Consider the following 15,211-nt stretch of genomic DNA (forward strand, 5'->3'; position numbering starts at 1 on the left):
ATTAACTTAGACCCAAGATACCAGGAGGATTTATTATGTCAGAGCAATATGAACTCAATAAAAATCTGGCTCAAATGCTAAAGGGCGGCGTAATCATGGACGTCATCACCCCGGAACAAGCGCGAATAGCGGAACAAGCGGGTGCATGTGCGGTGATGGCTTTGGAGCGGATTCCCGCCGACATTCGGGCAGCAGGCGGCGTTTCCCGGATGAGCGACCCTAAAATGATTAGAGGGATTCAGGCATCGGTTTCCATTCCTGTAATGGCAAAAGTACGCATTGGGCATTTTGTGGAAGCGCAAATTCTGGAGGCCATCGAAATCGACTACATAGACGAAAGCGAAGTGCTTTCTCCGGCAGATGACATCTATCACATTGACAAAACCAAATTCCGCGCCCCCTTTGTCTGCGGTGCGAAAGACTTAGGAGAAGCATTGCGCCGCATTGCCGAGGGCGCATCGATGATTCGTACTAAGGGCGAGCCAGGGACTGGCGATGTAGTGCAGGCCGTGCGGCATATGCGGAAAATTCAAAGCGAAATACGGAGACTCACTGCATTGCGGGCGGATGAATTATTTGAAGCCGCGAAACAACTGGCTTCCCCATTGAATCTGGTAAAATGGGTGGCACAGAACGGCAAACTTCCTGTGGTGAACTTTGCCGCCGGAGGCGTGGCGACACCTGCTGATGCCGCGCTGATGATGCAGCTGGGAGCGGAAGGTGTGTTTGTGGGTTCTGGTATCTTTAAATCCGGCAATCCAGAAAAACGTGCCGCCGCCATTGTAAAAGCTGTTACCAATTTTAATGATGCAAAGTTAATCGCAGAACTTAGCGAAGACTTGGGCGAAGCGATGGTAGGTATCAACGAGCAGGAAATCGCCCTTTTGATGGCGGAACGTGGAAAGTAGAGTGAATGCCATGAGGATTGGAATACTTGCCCTGCAGGGGGCGTTTACAGAGCATGAAAAGATGTTGTCCAAACTAGGGGCAGACAGCTTTGAAATCCGGCAGCGGGCAGATTTTACCGAAGCAATAAGTGGCTTAATTCTGCCCGGCGGCGAAAGCACGGTGATGGAAAAGTTGATGAGGGAATCAGAATTAAAGGAGCCAATTCTTCAAATGATTCAGAGAGGAATCCCTGTGATGGGTACTTGCGCCGGTATGATTCTGCTGGCGAAGACGGTTATCGGAGGAGAAAGCCATCTTGCTTGTATGGACATTACAGTGGAGCGCAACGCATACGGGAGACAGCTGGCCAGTTTCAAAACTGAATCAAAATTTGGCGGCACTGGAATCATTCCAATGGTGTTTATCCGTGCGCCATATGTTGCTGATGCTGGCCAGGGGGTGGAGGTTTTGGCAAAGGTTGATGGAAAAATCGTAGCTGCCCGGGAAAAGAATATGCTTGCTTGTGCGTTCCATCCGGAGTTGACGGAAGATACGACCGTTCATTCTTACTTTTTACACATGTGTAGATAAATAAATTGTTGTGAGAAGGTTTTGTTGAGTAACAACAAAAAGAACTAAATGAAGTATGCCACATAACGCGGGGGCTGCATTAAGGGAAGTGCAAAAAAGGGACAGGGTAGGAAAAAATGGAAATAATGTTTTATAATCACTTGTTATCTCGTATAATAAAATATAATATTTGAATCTTTATATTGGAGACCATTACTTATGTATCAAACATACGAACTTGAAATACGTCAAAGAGAATCAGAACACGAAGAATACGATAAATTAGCTGATATAGTAGGTAGATTCAAATTGATTTGGATAGTTATGCTGGGGTATACCATTTATAATGCATGGACAAATCATTTTCCATTAAGATTTATTGTATTGTTGTTAGTAGAAGCGGTCTTTTTTATAATTGCCTGCATCTATCATAGAAAACTATTTCAACGTATCGCATATGAGGAGGGTCTTATTGCTATTGCAAAAAAGAACTTGTGCCGCATGTCAGGAGAATGGAGAACATTCGATGACATAGGGGAAGAGTTTATTGATTATAACCATAGCTATGCAATGGATTTAGATATTGTTGGCAGGAACTCCTTGTTTCAGTTTTTGAACAGTACAAACACTTATTATGGAAGATTAAGGTTTGCTCAAGACTTGTTAAATCCTAATTATTCAACAAAGGATATACAAATGAGGCAAGAGTCAATTTCAGAATTGAGCGATGATTATCCCTGGAGTAGTCACTTAGAATACTACTTTTCAAAAATCGGTATAGATAGGTCATTTCCCACGCTTATTTCAGAATTGGAGTGTAAAAATACCTTCATCAAAAGTAAGCTTTTACAACGTTTGCTGGATATTTTCCGTGTACTCACTTGTGGGTCAATCATTTTTTCTATATTAACAAAGAACAGATACGGTATACTTGTTGCAGGTTCACTGATTTTGTTTCAACTTTTCCTTTGGGGAATTGGCTTTCTTAGAGCAAATAGATATGTAGGAATAATGAGGAAAATCCCTTATAAAATATTTAGATATGATGATGTTATTCAGGAAATTGTGGAAAAGGAATTTTGTTCTTCTCGGTTAAAGAAGATCAAATCAATTTTGCACTCGGCTAAAGAGGCAATACAAGATTTATCAAAGATATCAAGTAATATCAGTCAACGGCAAAATGGAATTGCTTGTCTCTTTTTGAATGCTATATGGCTATGGGATTATAAAAATGCCGTGGATTTAGATATCTGGAAACGTAAGCATGGTGATTCAGTGGCTATGTGGTTTTCCACTATGGGGGAATTGGAAAGCTTGTTGAGTTTGGCAAATCTGCCCCGTAATTGCACTGTTACTGGCCTTCCTATAATTTCCCCACAGCCGAATACCATAAGGGCTAAAAATTTAGGACACCCCCTTTTAAACAATAATAATAGGGTTAGCAACGATTTGGAACTAGACAATCATATTTTTATTATTTCCGGCTCCAATATGTCTGGAAAAACCACATTTATGAGAACTGTGGGAATTAATATGATTTTAGCGAGTACAGGAAGTTATGTATGTGCAGATCATATGATATTTTCAAGGATGAAAGTAATGACTTCTATGCGTATAGTGGATGCATTAACAGAAGAAATTTCCACATTCTATGCGGAACTAAAGCGAATTAAAGAAATTATAGATGCAGCGCAGGTGAATGAGAATATACTATTCCTGATTGATGAAATATTTCGGGGCACAAACTCTGTTGACAGGTTGAAAGGAGCAGAAGGTGTTCTTCAAAAACTTCATATACTTGGAATATGCGGTATCATTACGACACATGATTTAGAGGTTTGTAAATTAGAAAGTGCATACCTCCGTATTAATAATTATTGTTTTAATGAACGATATTCTAATAACGATATTATCTTTGATTATAAAATGAAAAAAGGAGTATCGGAAACAACCAACGCACAATTTCTTCTTAAAAAAGTTGGTATTATTTAAGCAAACAATATTGATTAGATTGGGAATCATTAATAGCTCCAATAGACATTCCCGGAAGATCAGACTGCCTATCAAAGGCCGTGAAGTATTTTTCTAATGCAAAATCTTTATGACGATATTATATTACTAAACAGGAATTAATCAAAGGAGGGTTAAAAAATGAGTGTGTTTTTTTACGGTTGCATTACTTTGGATGGTTATCTTGCTGACAAAAACCATAACCTGGATTGGCTTTATCAAACTGGCACAATAGAAGAAACTGGTTATGAAAGCTTCTACAAAAACATGGATATTACTATAATGGGTAAAAGAACATTTAATGAAATAAAAAACATAGGAGAAATCGGCGGTATTTATCCTATTACTCAAAATTATGTTTTTACACATGCTGAAAGCTTATCGGCTAAGGAATTTATTCCTATAAAGTGTGATGTTGTTGAATTCGTGAAACAAATAGAGAGGGATAAAAATATTTGGATTATCGGAGGAAATACAATATTGGCCCCTCTGCTTGATCATCATTTGGTTGATACCATGATAATTCAGATCGCCCCTGTGTTATTAGGGAGGGGAATACCAATATTTTCACAAAAAGAAGGGTTAAAGCGATTTTGCTTAAAAGAAGTAAAAAAATACGGACAATTTGCAGAATTAATTTATAGTAAAATATAGTTCGTAGCAGCTTTTCAAAATCCCTTGCCTTTACCATAGTTGGTCATATAAATTCCAATCTATAAATTCCAAGACTACAAACTTTTGTATTAGGTTAGTAGTCTTTTTTGTTTCCAGAGTACTGTCCAAAAAAGAGAGTAGCCGACAAAACCTGGGGAAGATTTCATCGGCAGAAGTATGAACATGAAATGTCTGTTCTTAAATAGGATATCATGATTTGCTGAAATAAAGCTGAAAAAATTATTGAGAGGCCGACAAGAGTGAGAGATCCTGCCGGCTTTATGAAGTAGATTTATGTAAAAGGCTGTTAGCCTACTTACGATGATACTATAATGGAAAGTTATGATAAAAGTTTGTTGAATTTGTGAAAAGTTTGTGAAAATATTACTCAAAGTTTTGACAGCCCGCTTTAATATTATAATAGAAGTAAGCGTCAATTTGACGCTTACTATTTTTCTATACTTGCTTCCTCTCTACCAGTCCATTGAACAAGGAATAGTATTGCCATTGAATGAAATGATCTAATTGCTGCAGCATAGTATATATTGGCTGATTCAGTGCCAGCCTGTTAAACAGTAAATAATTCAGAAAGGTGATGTGGTAATATGGATAACTATATATGCAGTCATGATACGTGCATATTACCCAAAAAGGTGGATGTTTCAATAGAACTCTACAAGTCTCTGCAAGGGGTATACTTTATTGGCTATGCAGATAACTTAACTTTTGGCAACAATACAAGCGCGTGGGCGAGGTTATATAATCCGAGTCACTCTCGGGTTAACTTATATGTAAATGTATGGACTGTTACAGATATTTCGGAAGCACCTTACCGCGCCCAGTTCTGGTTCAATGCAACTCCACCGGGCACACCAACAGATTCGGATTTGGTAACGCCTACCAATACTGCCATTATTCCTCTACCAAAAACAAAAATAAAGCTACAGTATGCCTCAAACGTTGAGGGGGATCCATCAGGAGGCATAAAAGCGTTTGTTCGCAGAGCTCAACCGGAAACAACATTAGTTGAGACTGAAAATGGTAAATTAATATTCCCGCCCGGAGGTTCTTTATTGATATTCCTGTCTACTCCGGAAGCTCCCACCTCGTCTGCCTCAGGTAGGATAGCTTTTGGCTGGTGGGAAGAAAGCATTTATGAAACGTGTATTATATGAAACGGCTGATACCGATGGAAGCGAAGGCATTGCCCTTCGCTTCCTTTCAGCGTTGAGAGCATTTAAAAGGAGCAATGCAGTCATACATCCAGATACGCAAAATCAATTACATCACACTCATTAAACTTAGCAAATCGTTTCAAACAGCCAATAATGGCTTCCTGTAGCTTTTTTGTTTGCCTGATTCCATCCTCATACCAGATGTTTTTGATAACCAGCGTACTCTTCTTTATGTCAGCGACTGCTTCCAGACGTCCGATAAAACGGTTGCCATAAAGCATCGGTAAAACATAAAAACCATATTTACGTTTGTCAGCCGGAGTATAGATTTCCCAGGTATATTCAAAGTCAAATAATGCACGGATCAACTTTCTGTCCCACATCATGCAGTCAAGCGGTGCAATCAGTTCACAGCGTGGTTTATAAGTATCGGTTTGTAGTACAGTATCTATAAGAGATAAATCCTCTGCCTGGCAGAAAAGAATATCTTTTAAGCCGTCTACACTGACTTGCAGAATTTTCCCTTCGTCAAGCAATTCTTTGAACATTTCAGTTCTTTGAGGAGTTTTAAGCCCCCAAATATTTAACCATGCATCGGAAGAACGATTCCATAGAAGCCCTACCGCGCCTATCCGCCGAAGAATACGCCATTTTTGATGCTCAAATTCATCCGGCAGCGGGTCAGGAATGTCGAGGAGTTCGGCAGGCAGATGTTTATGGGTGAGGTCGTAATACTTCCGAGATCCTTTTTTATGGTGAATGATCAGCTCACCGGTAGAATATAACTGCTCCAGCACCGCCCGTGACGCGTTGGTATCGCCGCTCCAATTACCGCTCCAATGAATGGAAGAGTGCCAGTGTATGCTGCCTTTTATGGGGAGATTATCAGAGCCGACCGATCCGTTCGCCTGGATGTAATCCTTCGTGCTTGATTCCAGCTCCCTCAGTTCTTTGAAACGCCGTCCGCCTTCCCGTGCAGCATTCCGATAACGTTCAAAATACGGCCAGTCTTCTGTGGGAATGATGGAAAGATTTTTATCGGGATAATCCACAAGTATTCGGTCGTTATACAGCAGTTCATAAAGCGTTTGCTTCGTAAAGTCTTTGACACGGGACTGCAGCGTAAGCTCCGCATTCTTTCCACAGGAATCAACCGGATCAAACTGAATACAGCCTGCCTGGCGCACAAATTCAAAGACGCCCTGTTTTCCGTTAAATTTGTGATCGCCCAGAAGCCCGTGTTTGAGAAGCATAAAATTTCTTGCCTGTTTGTTAGTTAACGTGATCATAAGTTTTCTCCCAGTTTGTTTCCGGATTCGTTATTTTACTCTTTTTTGTTGCAGTGATGTTCAGATTTCTAGATGCATCCATTCTACCATAATCCAAAATTTTTTACTATATTCCATAACTTCATATCGTGTAAACCTACAATCTTTCGTTTGTTTGCTAAGTAATCCCAATCTTAATAATTGCTTCATTTCTTTCGGGTTACCTGCATGGAATCAATTCATTTTTTGTCATATCCGGACCAATAAAAAATGAAAAAAACCCTCTTGACAAATAAAACAAAACAACATATACTAGTCAATAACTTCATAAACAAGTAAAAGCGTTGATAAGAACAAGTAGCAGTACGATGGACCACACAGAAAGCAGCCGGCAGATGAGAGGCGCGTGGGATACGGGTTGTGAATACATCTTTGAGCTTCGCACCAAACGGCTTTGATGCCAAGTAGGCTGCGACGGATTCCCGCACCCGTTATTGTGCTAGAGTATCGCATCAGGTACTTAAAGAGGTAAACAGCGTGAGCTGTTTATAAACTTAAGGTGGTAACACGAGACTTCAGCCTCGTCCTTTTGATAGGACGGGGCTTATTTTTATGAAAAAGGAGAATAATGATGAAAATTTATGACGAATTGAAAGCCCGCGGCCTGATCGCCCAGGTGACGAATGAAGAAGAAATCAGCAAAATGGTAAATGAAGGAAAAGCCGTATTTTACATCGGATTTGATCCCACGGCCGACAGCCTTCACGTTGGTCATTTTATGGCCCTGTGCTTAATGAAGCGCCTTCAGGAGGCAGGCAATAAGCCCATCGCCCTGATCGGAGGCGGAACCGGTATGGTTGGAGATCCTTCCGGAAGAAGCGACCTTCGGCAGGTGATGACAGTGGAAACGATCCAGCATAACTGTGACTGTTTTAAAAAGCAGATGAGCCGTTTTATCGACTTTTCGGAAGGAAAGGCTCTTATGGTTAATAATGCAGACTGGCTTCTTAACTTAAATTACATTGATTTCCTCAGAGAGGTTGGCCCCCATTTTTCCGTCAACCGCATGCTGACCGCGGAATGCTATAAGCAGCGTATGGAAAAAGGCTTAAGCTTCCTGGAATTCAACTACATGATCATGCAGAGCTTTGACTTCTATGAGCTGTTCAACCGTTACGGCTGCAACATGCAGTTTGGAGGAGATGACCAGTGGAGCAATATGCTTGGCGGCACAGAGCTGATCCGCCGGAAGCTGGGAAAAGATGCTCATGCAATGACCATCACCCTGCTACTAAATTCCGAGGGAAATAAGATGGGGAAAACCCAGTCCGGCGCTGTATGGCTTGATCCGGAAAAGACGACTCCTTTTGACTTTTTCCAGTACTGGAGAAACATTGCCGATGCAGATGTGTTAAAATGCCTGCGTATGCTTACCTTCCTTCCCATTGAGCAGATTAACGAGATGGACAGCTGGGAAGGCAGCCAGTTAAATGAAGCAAAAGAAATCCTTGCCTATGAGCTGACCAATCTGGTTCATGGGGAAGAGGAAGCGGAAAGAGCAAGAGAGAGTGCCAGAGCGCTGTTTACCGGCGGCAATGCGGCAGATATGCCGACCTGTGAGCTGGAAGAGGCAGATTTTACGGACGGAAGCATTGACATCCTGGCCATTCTACAGAAATCCGGTCTGGCTCCTACCCGTTCCGAAGCAAGACGCAATGTGGAACAGGGAGGAGTAACCGTAGAAGGCGAAACTGTTTCCGATGTGAAAGCCGTTTTTGCAAAAGAACAGTTTTCCGGAGATGGGATGATCGTAAAACGCGGTAAGAAAAAGTTTGTAAGAGTAATTGCTAAATAAGAAAAAATATATCCGGCTGGTTCCAGCCGGATTTTTTATGCTTCATGGCCAGGACGGCAAAAGCTCAGGATCTCTTAAGGTAAGCGCAAAGTGAAGCTTTTCATCGTAAGATTCAAATTTAGGCAGAGTTTCATATTCTTTTCTCAGCTTCTCATAAATGCTTAATATGGGCTTACACCGGATTAAGGTGGTATCAAGGATATCATCAAGATGTTCCGCTGCCAGGTCAACAATGGATTCATCCAGGAGGCCGTCATATTTCATCCGGGTGAGGATGGACAGGATGTCGTCTGTTGGAAAGGAATCCTTATAGCTTCTGGCACCTGTTAAGGCGCTGATGATATCGGCAATGGCCACCAGGCGTTCTTCCGTAGTTAAATCCTCGGCTTTCAGCCTTTTCGGATAACCGGTTCCATTTAGTTTTTCATGATGACGCAGTGCGATGCGCTCAATGGTTTTATCAATGCTGCCGCCAAATATTTTTTCCGTGAAATTTACATGGGTCCGCATGACTTCCATGGCCTTTTGGCTTAATGTTCCTGGATACTCAAGAATTTCCACAGGAATGGCGATTTTACCCAGATCGTGCAGCAGTGAGCCGCAGAGAACCAGGTTTAATTGATCCTCACTTAAGGACAGGAGTTTTCCAAGCTCATAGCTGATGCTGGTTGTGGTTATGGTATGGGTTACCGTGTAATGACTTCTAAAATCAATGATAAAGACCAGCATTTTCAAATATTCCGTAGTCTCTTCTTCGGAAAGTGGAATGCTGGTTAAAAAGTCGAAGTATTCTGAATCTTTTCTCCATTCATTTTCAATGGAATCTTTAAAGTCAAGCCTGTCTGCAAGATCTACGATATGAGGGGCAAATACGTTATTCGTTCCCTGGGTGATCAGCTGGAGGGTTTCCTCCCAGGAACGCTTTTCCAGTGACATGGAGACATCAATGCGGTCTGCAATGTGAAGGATTTGTGATAGATCTTTTAATTTCGTGCTGGGTTCATCTCCCTGTTCCAGAAAATTCCAGGTGATATGGTGTAAGAGTACAGCAGGAGCGAATTCCTTGAGGGGAGAAAAATATCGTATGAAAAGATATCCGTAGAAGGAATGATCCCATATATCATCGGTTTCAAATTGAAGCATCCTGGAGATTTCTTCTGTTTTGTATGCTCCGATATCATGAAGCTGGGCCAAAAAACAGATATCCCGAAGCTCCTGCTTCGTATATTGTCCGGTATCCTGCAGCATACGGGAAATGATATAGGCCACGTGGGAACCGTGTTCCGTCAGCCGTGGATCAATATAATTACAGAAGCGCCGGATTATGCCTAAGACGCCTTTATTATTAAAACTCTTCGTATATTGGATTTGCATATTTAAGTCCTCCTATGTAGTCGTTGCTCTAAAATCAGTTTACCATATCATTCCATATATGGAAAGAAAAGAAAGGCGGCTATTGCATAATTAATTCTACTTAATAGAGGAAAAGGTGTATGTGAAAAAAATAAATAGATGTATGCTTATTTTTTTGTATGAACCTGAATTATTTGACTAAGGTATACGTATATGTTAAAATAAAGACTGATATGTAAATCAATGGAAAAGACAGGTAAAGTGAGGATATAGGCCTATGGAAAGTAAATACAGGCGTCTTTATAAGGAGCTGCTTGAAAAAATAGAAAAGCGGGAATACCGTCCGGGAGACAAGCTTCCGGCGGAAGGAGAGCTGATGGAGATATACGGTGCATCCCGTGACACTGTCCGCAAAGCCCTGGGGCTTTTGGAAGAAGATGGCTGCATCCGCAAAGCCAGGGGAAAGGCCGCCGAGGTGTTGGATAAGAGCAAGTTTAATTTTCCGGTATCGGAGATAGCAAGCTTTAAGGAAATCTACCGCTATTCAGATTCCAGGCCCAGAACCTTTGTGGAGAATTTAGAAATTGTAAAAAATGATAAGAAGTTGATGGAAGCCCTTCAGATCGGCCCGGAGGATGAGGCCTTTGTATTGGAACGGGTCCGGGAAATCGATGGGGAAAAGATCATAATTGATAAGGATTATTTTTCAAGGAAAGTCGTGGAGAATCTGCCTTTGCGCGCTGCCCAGGATTCTGTTTATGAATATTTAGAGAATGAACAAGGGCTTAAAATCGGCTTTGCCATGAAGGAGATCACGGTCCATACAGCAACGGATGAGGATTACCGGCTCCTTGATATGGGACGTTATGATATGGTGGTGGTTGTGAAGAGTTATACGTATCTGGAGGACTCTACCTTGTTCCAGTACACGGAATCGCGACACAGGCCGGACAAGTTTAAGTTTGTGGATTTTGCCCGCCGGAAGCTTTAATAAATAATAAGAAGAGAAGAATGCGCTTCTCATATACCCTTTGAAACGGTCCTACTCTATCTTACCAGGTCCGTACAAATACTGCATGCGGCGTCGCTTGCCCGCAGACGGACAAGTTAAATTATCTTTTCTGCATATTGACAAAGATATACGTATATGTTATAGTGTAATCACAAAATAAACGTATAAGTTCGGGAGCGTCTAAAACATGTATGAAGGGAGTATGAATATGGGTAAGTATGAGAGCGATGCCAGGAAACTGTTAGAGTATGTGGGGGGAAAAGAAAATATAGGTGCAGTGACCCACTGTATGACGAGAATGCGTTTTGCCCTGGTTGATCCGGAAAAAGCGGATACCAAGCTGATTGAAGCACTTTCAAGTGTCAAAGGTACCTTTACACAAGCCGGACAGTTTCAGGTAATCATTGGAAATGATGTACAGTCCTTTTACAATGACTTTGTATCCGTATCCGGCGTGGAAGGAGTATCCAAGGACGAAGTAAAGAAAGAGGCGAAAGGGAATTTAAACCTTTTGCAGCGGGCGGTGGCGGATATCGCAGAGATTTTTGCTCCATTGATTCCGGCGATCATCGTAGGCGGTCTGATTCTTGGCTTCCGTAACATCATAGGAGAGATCAATCTTATGAATGGGGGGACCCAGACTCTCATTCAGGTGTCACAGTTCTGGGCAGGTGTTCATAGCTTTCTCTGGCTCCTTGGCGAGGCGATCTTCCATTTCCTGCCAGTAGGAATCACCTGGTCTGTTACAAGAAAAATGGGAACCACCCAGATCCTTGGAATTGTTCTGGGGCTTACCCTTGTATCTCCTCAGCTGTTAAATGCCTATGCCATGGCATCAGGCGCTGAGGTTCCGGTCTGGGACTTTGGATTTGTGAAAATGGAGATGATCGGCTACCAGGCTCAAGTCATTCCGGCCATTTTAGCTGGCTTTGTATTGGTCTATCTGGAGAGGTTCTTTAAGAAAATTACGCCTCAGGCGATCTCTATGATCGTGGTTCCATTCTGTTCCCTTCTTCTTGCGGTAATCGCTGCACACGCAGTGGTAGGCCCGATTGGCTGGACGATTGGATCCTGGATTTCAAAAGTGGTTTATGCAGGACTCACCTCCAGCTTCCGCTGGCTCTTTGCAACCTTATTTGGCTTTGTCTATGCTCCGCTTGTTATTACCGGCCTTCATCATATGACCAATGCCATTGACTTGCAGCTCATGGCAGAGTTTGGAGGAACGATGCTGTGGCCTATGATCGCTTTATCCAATATTGCACAGGGTTCAGCAGTTCTTGGCATGATGTACCTCCAGAAAAAGGATGAGGAAGCAAAGCAGATTTCCATTCCTGCCTGCATTTCCTGCTATCTGGGAGTAACGGAGCCGGCGATGTTCGGTGTGAATTTAAAGAGGGGATTTCCGTTCCTTTCTGCCATGATCGGTTCCGCCATAGCTGCAACGGTTTCCGTGGGAATGAATGTTATGGCAAATTCCATCGGTGTGGGCGGTATTCCAGGTATCCTGTCTATCCAGCCTCAGTATATGGGAATCTTCGGTTTGTGCATGCTCATTGCCATTGCAGTGCCCTTTACACTGACAGTTATGGTCGGAAAAAAGAAAGGAATTGTATAAATGGAGAGCTTTAAGAAATCATGTGTTTATCAGATCTATCCCAAATCCTTCCGGGACAGCAACGGTGACGGGATCGGAGATTTAAAGGGAGTGATGGAAAAACTGGATTACTTAAAAACGCTGGGAGTGGATTGCCTCTGGCTGACCCCGTTTTTCCTGTCTCCTCAGAATGACAATGGGTATGATATCCAGGATTACTGCCGGATCGATCCTCTGTTTGGGACTATGGAAGATCTGGACCGGCTGACCGCAAAGGCCGGAGAGCTGGGTATGGGGCTGATGTTTGATATGGTTTTTAACCATACCTCCACAAGTCATGAATGGTTTCAAAAGGCTCTTAACGGCGATAAGAAATTCCAGGATTACTATTTCTTTAAGGAAGGAGCTCCGGGTAATCCGCCGACCAACTGGCAGTCAAAGTTTGGCGGCAGTGCATGGGAATATTCAGAGGAAGTCGGGAAATATTATCTTCATTTGTTTGATAAGACCCAGGCAGACTTAAACTGGGAGAATCCCATGGTACGGGAAGAGATAAAAAAGGTGATCCGGTTCTGGAAGGAAAAAGGGATCAGGGGATTCCGGTTTGATGTGATTAATCTGGTTTCAAAGCCTTCTGCCTGGGAGGATGATGAGGAGGGAGACGGCCGCCGGTTTTATACCGACGGCCCCCGGATTCATGAGTATCTGAGGGAAATCGTGGTGGATACAGGGTTAGATGCCGATGATATCATTACGGTTGGAGAGATGTCCTCTACTACCATTGACCACTGCATCCGATATACCAATCCCGATGAAAAGCAGTTTAAGATGTGTTTTAATTTTCATCATTTAAAGGTGGATTATAAGGACGGAGATAAATGGTCTTTAATGCCCTTTGATTTCAATAAACTGAAAAAGATTTTCCACACATGGCAGACTTCCATGGACGAAGAGAACGGTTGGAATGCGGTGTTCTGGTGCAATCATGACCAGCCAAGGGCCGTGTCCAGGTTTGGCGATGATGGAATATACAGAAAGCGTACCGCAAAGATGCTGGCTACTGTCATACACGGAATGCGGGGCACGCCCTATATTTACCAGGGAGAGGAAATCGGCATGACCAATGCAAATTTCACCCACATTTCCCAGTACCGTGATGTGGAAAGCCTTCATTACTTTGAAATATTGAAAGAACAGGGAAGAAAAGAAGAAGAAATTTACCGGGTATTAAGAGAGCGGTCCAGAGATAACAGCAGGACCCCTATGCAATGGGAGGCAGGAGAACAGGCTGGATTTACCACAGGCACCCCATGGATCGGCGTCAATGAAAATTGTGAGGAGATCAATGTGAAGGAGAGCCTGGCTGATCCTGATTCAGTCTTTTGTTATTATCAGAAGCTGATTGAACTGAGGAAACGCTGCAACGTGATCAGTGAAGGAAGCTATGAGCCGGTTCCGCTTAAGCAGGAAGGGATTTTTGCCTATCAGAGAAGCTGGCAGAAAGAAAAACTGCTGGTCTTTGCAAATTTCACCGGAAAGGACCAGGAGATAGAAGGAAGGGAAGCCTTGGACAACTGGGAGATCCTGTTATCCAATTACAACGCTCCAAAGATCAATGGGAAAAAGTTTGTACTGGCCCCCTTTGGCACAGTCATGCTGTATTCCTGTTAAAAAGCTTAATGCTCCAACAAATGCTGCACCAGAATTTTAAATCCCATAAGGATCAGGATCAGTCCGCCGGCAAATTCTGCTTTTGATTTATAGCGTGTTCCAAAAACATTTCCTACTTTAACTCCCAGGACAGACAGGGTAAAGGTGGTAGCTCCGATAAAGGAAACAGCTGGAACGATCTGTACCTGGAGGAATGCAAAAGTAACCCCCACAGCCAGAGCATCAATGCTGGTTGCTATCGCCAGAGGGATCATGTTTTGGGGAGACATGGGGGAAACCTCACATTCTTCCGTTTCTTTGCTAAAGGATTCCTTTATCATGCTGATGCCAATGGCTCCAAGCAAAATAAAAGCGATCCAGTGGTCAAAGGAAGTGATGGCCTCCTTAAACTGCGATCCCAGCAGGTAGCCCAAAAGCGGCATTCCGGATTGGAATCCCCCGAAATACAGGCCTGCGGTGACTGCATTGTTCCAGCTCATCTTTGGCATGCATAATCCTTTGCAGATGGATACGGCAAAGGCATCCATGGATAAGGCTACCGCGATGATGAACAATTCAAGTAATGACATGTGATATTCCTCCTATGTATAGGCTTAATAAATATATGCCCCGGAAAAAAAGGATAGAATGAGTTAATCCTTTTTATTCAGCCGTATTTTCTCCAGATATTCAAAAAGCTCCGGGTCTACGTTGTCGAAGAGGCGGTTTTTCTTTGATGGAATTCGCTCCAGATGTTCCTTCTTAATCTCAGAATTCGTCTCTTCGATTTCTTTTTTTAAATCCCTGGCGGAGAGGCGTGTGCTGCCTGTTCCCAGGATGATGATCTGCTCTAACTTGTCCGAGGTGGCTACCCGCACCTGATACTGCCTGCCGATCTGTTGGGAGACCTTTTCGATGTACTGGTCTGCGGTTTCCGCTTCCTTGGTAAAAATCACATGAATGTTGTGGTATTTTATAACTGTGCCTGGGTTTCCCTTGACCTTGTAGCCGTCAAAAACCAAGATGACATTGCATTTTTTATAACCCTGGTAATTGCATAGAATATCCTGAAGTTTCGTTCTGGCGGAGTCCAAATTGGTCTCCGCCAGTTCCTTTAGTTCAGGCCAGGCAAATATGATGTTGTAGCCGTCTATTAAAAGATATTCGGAACTCATTGTT

Annotated in this window: 13 protein-coding genes and 1 other annotated feature; of the genes, 9 read left to right on the top strand and 4 right to left on the bottom strand. The window is 42.8% G+C overall.

What is annotated here, in order from left to right:
* The first annotated feature begins 35 nt into the window (after window positions 1–35).
* From pdxS to H171_RS00420, 5 genes are all read left to right on the top strand, one after another.
* The gene (pdxS, locus tag H171_RS00400; RefSeq protein ID WP_186802617.1) at window positions 36–908 is read left to right on the top strand and encodes a pyridoxal 5'-phosphate synthase lyase subunit PdxS; all 873 of its coding nucleotides are present in this window, start codon (window positions 36–38) and stop codon (window positions 906–908) included.
* A gap of 10 nt (window positions 909–918) precedes the next feature.
* On the top strand, window positions 919–1,479 hold the full coding sequence (pdxT, locus tag H171_RS00405; protein ID WP_100307363.1) for a pyridoxal 5'-phosphate synthase glutaminase subunit PdxT: 561 nt from the start codon (window positions 919–921) through the stop codon (window positions 1,477–1,479).
* Window positions 1,480–1,677: 198 nt separating this feature from the next.
* Complete coding sequence (locus H171_RS00410) at window positions 1,678–3,450, top strand: MutS family DNA mismatch repair protein (RefSeq protein WP_100303384.1); 1,773 nt, start codon at window positions 1,678–1,680, stop codon at window positions 3,448–3,450.
* A gap of 159 nt (window positions 3,451–3,609) precedes the next feature.
* The gene (locus H171_RS00415; RefSeq protein WP_100303385.1) at window positions 3,610–4,122 is read left to right on the top strand and encodes a dihydrofolate reductase family protein; all 513 of its coding nucleotides are present in this window, start codon (window positions 3,610–3,612) and stop codon (window positions 4,120–4,122) included.
* 605 nt (window positions 4,123–4,727) lie between these two features.
* The gene (locus H171_RS00420; protein WP_100303386.1) at window positions 4,728–5,297 is read left to right on the top strand and encodes a DUF6143 family protein; all 570 of its coding nucleotides are present in this window, start codon (window positions 4,728–4,730) and stop codon (window positions 5,295–5,297) included.
* Window positions 5,298–5,377: 80 nt separating this feature from the next.
* On the opposite strand, the gene H171_RS00425 is transcribed toward H171_RS00420, so the two are convergent.
* Window positions 5,378–6,586: a winged helix-turn-helix domain-containing protein gene (locus tag H171_RS00425; protein WP_100303387.1), complete on the bottom strand. Its 1,209-nt coding sequence runs from the start codon at window positions 6,584–6,586 to the stop codon at window positions 5,378–5,380.
* Window positions 6,587–6,900: 314 nt separating this feature from the next.
* Window positions 6,901–7,157 (top strand) — a binding site (T-box leader).
* A 39-nt stretch (window positions 7,158–7,196) separates the two neighbouring features.
* Here H171_RS00425 and tyrS point away from each other — a divergent pair.
* Window positions 7,197–8,420, top strand: a complete 1,224-nt coding sequence (gene tyrS / locus H171_RS00430) for a tyrosine--tRNA ligase (RefSeq protein ID WP_100303388.1) — start codon at window positions 7,197–7,199, stop codon at window positions 8,418–8,420.
* 42 nt (window positions 8,421–8,462) lie between these two features.
* On the opposite strand, the gene H171_RS00435 is transcribed toward tyrS, so the two are convergent.
* Window positions 8,463–9,794: an HD-GYP domain-containing protein gene (locus tag H171_RS00435; RefSeq protein WP_207655164.1), complete on the bottom strand. Its 1,332-nt coding sequence runs from the start codon at window positions 9,792–9,794 to the stop codon at window positions 8,463–8,465.
* A gap of 256 nt (window positions 9,795–10,050) precedes the next feature.
* Between H171_RS00435 and treR the strand changes: the two genes are divergently transcribed.
* The 3 genes from treR to treC all read left to right on the top strand — a co-directional run bounded on the left by treR (window position 10,051) and on the right by treC (window position 14,053).
* On the top strand, window positions 10,051–10,764 hold the full coding sequence (gene treR, locus H171_RS00440) for a trehalose operon repressor (protein WP_100042782.1): 714 nt from the start codon (window positions 10,051–10,053) through the stop codon (window positions 10,762–10,764).
* A 229-nt stretch (window positions 10,765–10,993) separates the two neighbouring features.
* Window positions 10,994–12,403, top strand: coding sequence for a PTS system trehalose-specific EIIBC component (treP, locus tag H171_RS00445; protein WP_100307365.1), 1,410 nt, complete (start codon window positions 10,994–10,996; stop codon window positions 12,401–12,403).
* Window positions 12,404–14,053 carry an alpha,alpha-phosphotrehalase gene (gene treC, locus H171_RS00450; protein WP_100303389.1) on the top strand — a complete coding sequence of 550 codons (1,650 nt, stop codon included), beginning with the start codon at window positions 12,404–12,406 and terminating at the stop codon, window positions 14,051–14,053.
* A 5-nt stretch (window positions 14,054–14,058) separates the two neighbouring features.
* Here treC and H171_RS00455 read toward each other — a convergent pair whose 3' ends face one another.
* Both H171_RS00455 and H171_RS00460 read right to left on the bottom strand, forming a co-directional pair.
* On the bottom strand, window positions 14,059–14,622 hold the full coding sequence (locus tag H171_RS00455; protein WP_100303390.1) for a manganese efflux pump MntP: 564 nt from the start codon (window positions 14,620–14,622) through the stop codon (window positions 14,059–14,061).
* Between the two features lie 63 nt (window positions 14,623–14,685).
* Window positions 14,686–15,207 (bottom strand): NYN domain-containing protein, encoded by a 522-nt coding sequence (locus H171_RS00460; RefSeq protein WP_100303391.1) that lies wholly within the window; start codon window positions 15,205–15,207, stop codon window positions 14,686–14,688.
* Between the last annotated feature and the right edge of the window lie 4 nt (window positions 15,208–15,211).

The organism is [Clostridium] celerecrescens 18A, assembly GCF_002797975.1.
Classification (GTDB): domain Bacteria; phylum Bacillota; class Clostridia; order Lachnospirales; family Lachnospiraceae; genus Lacrimispora; species Lacrimispora celerecrescens.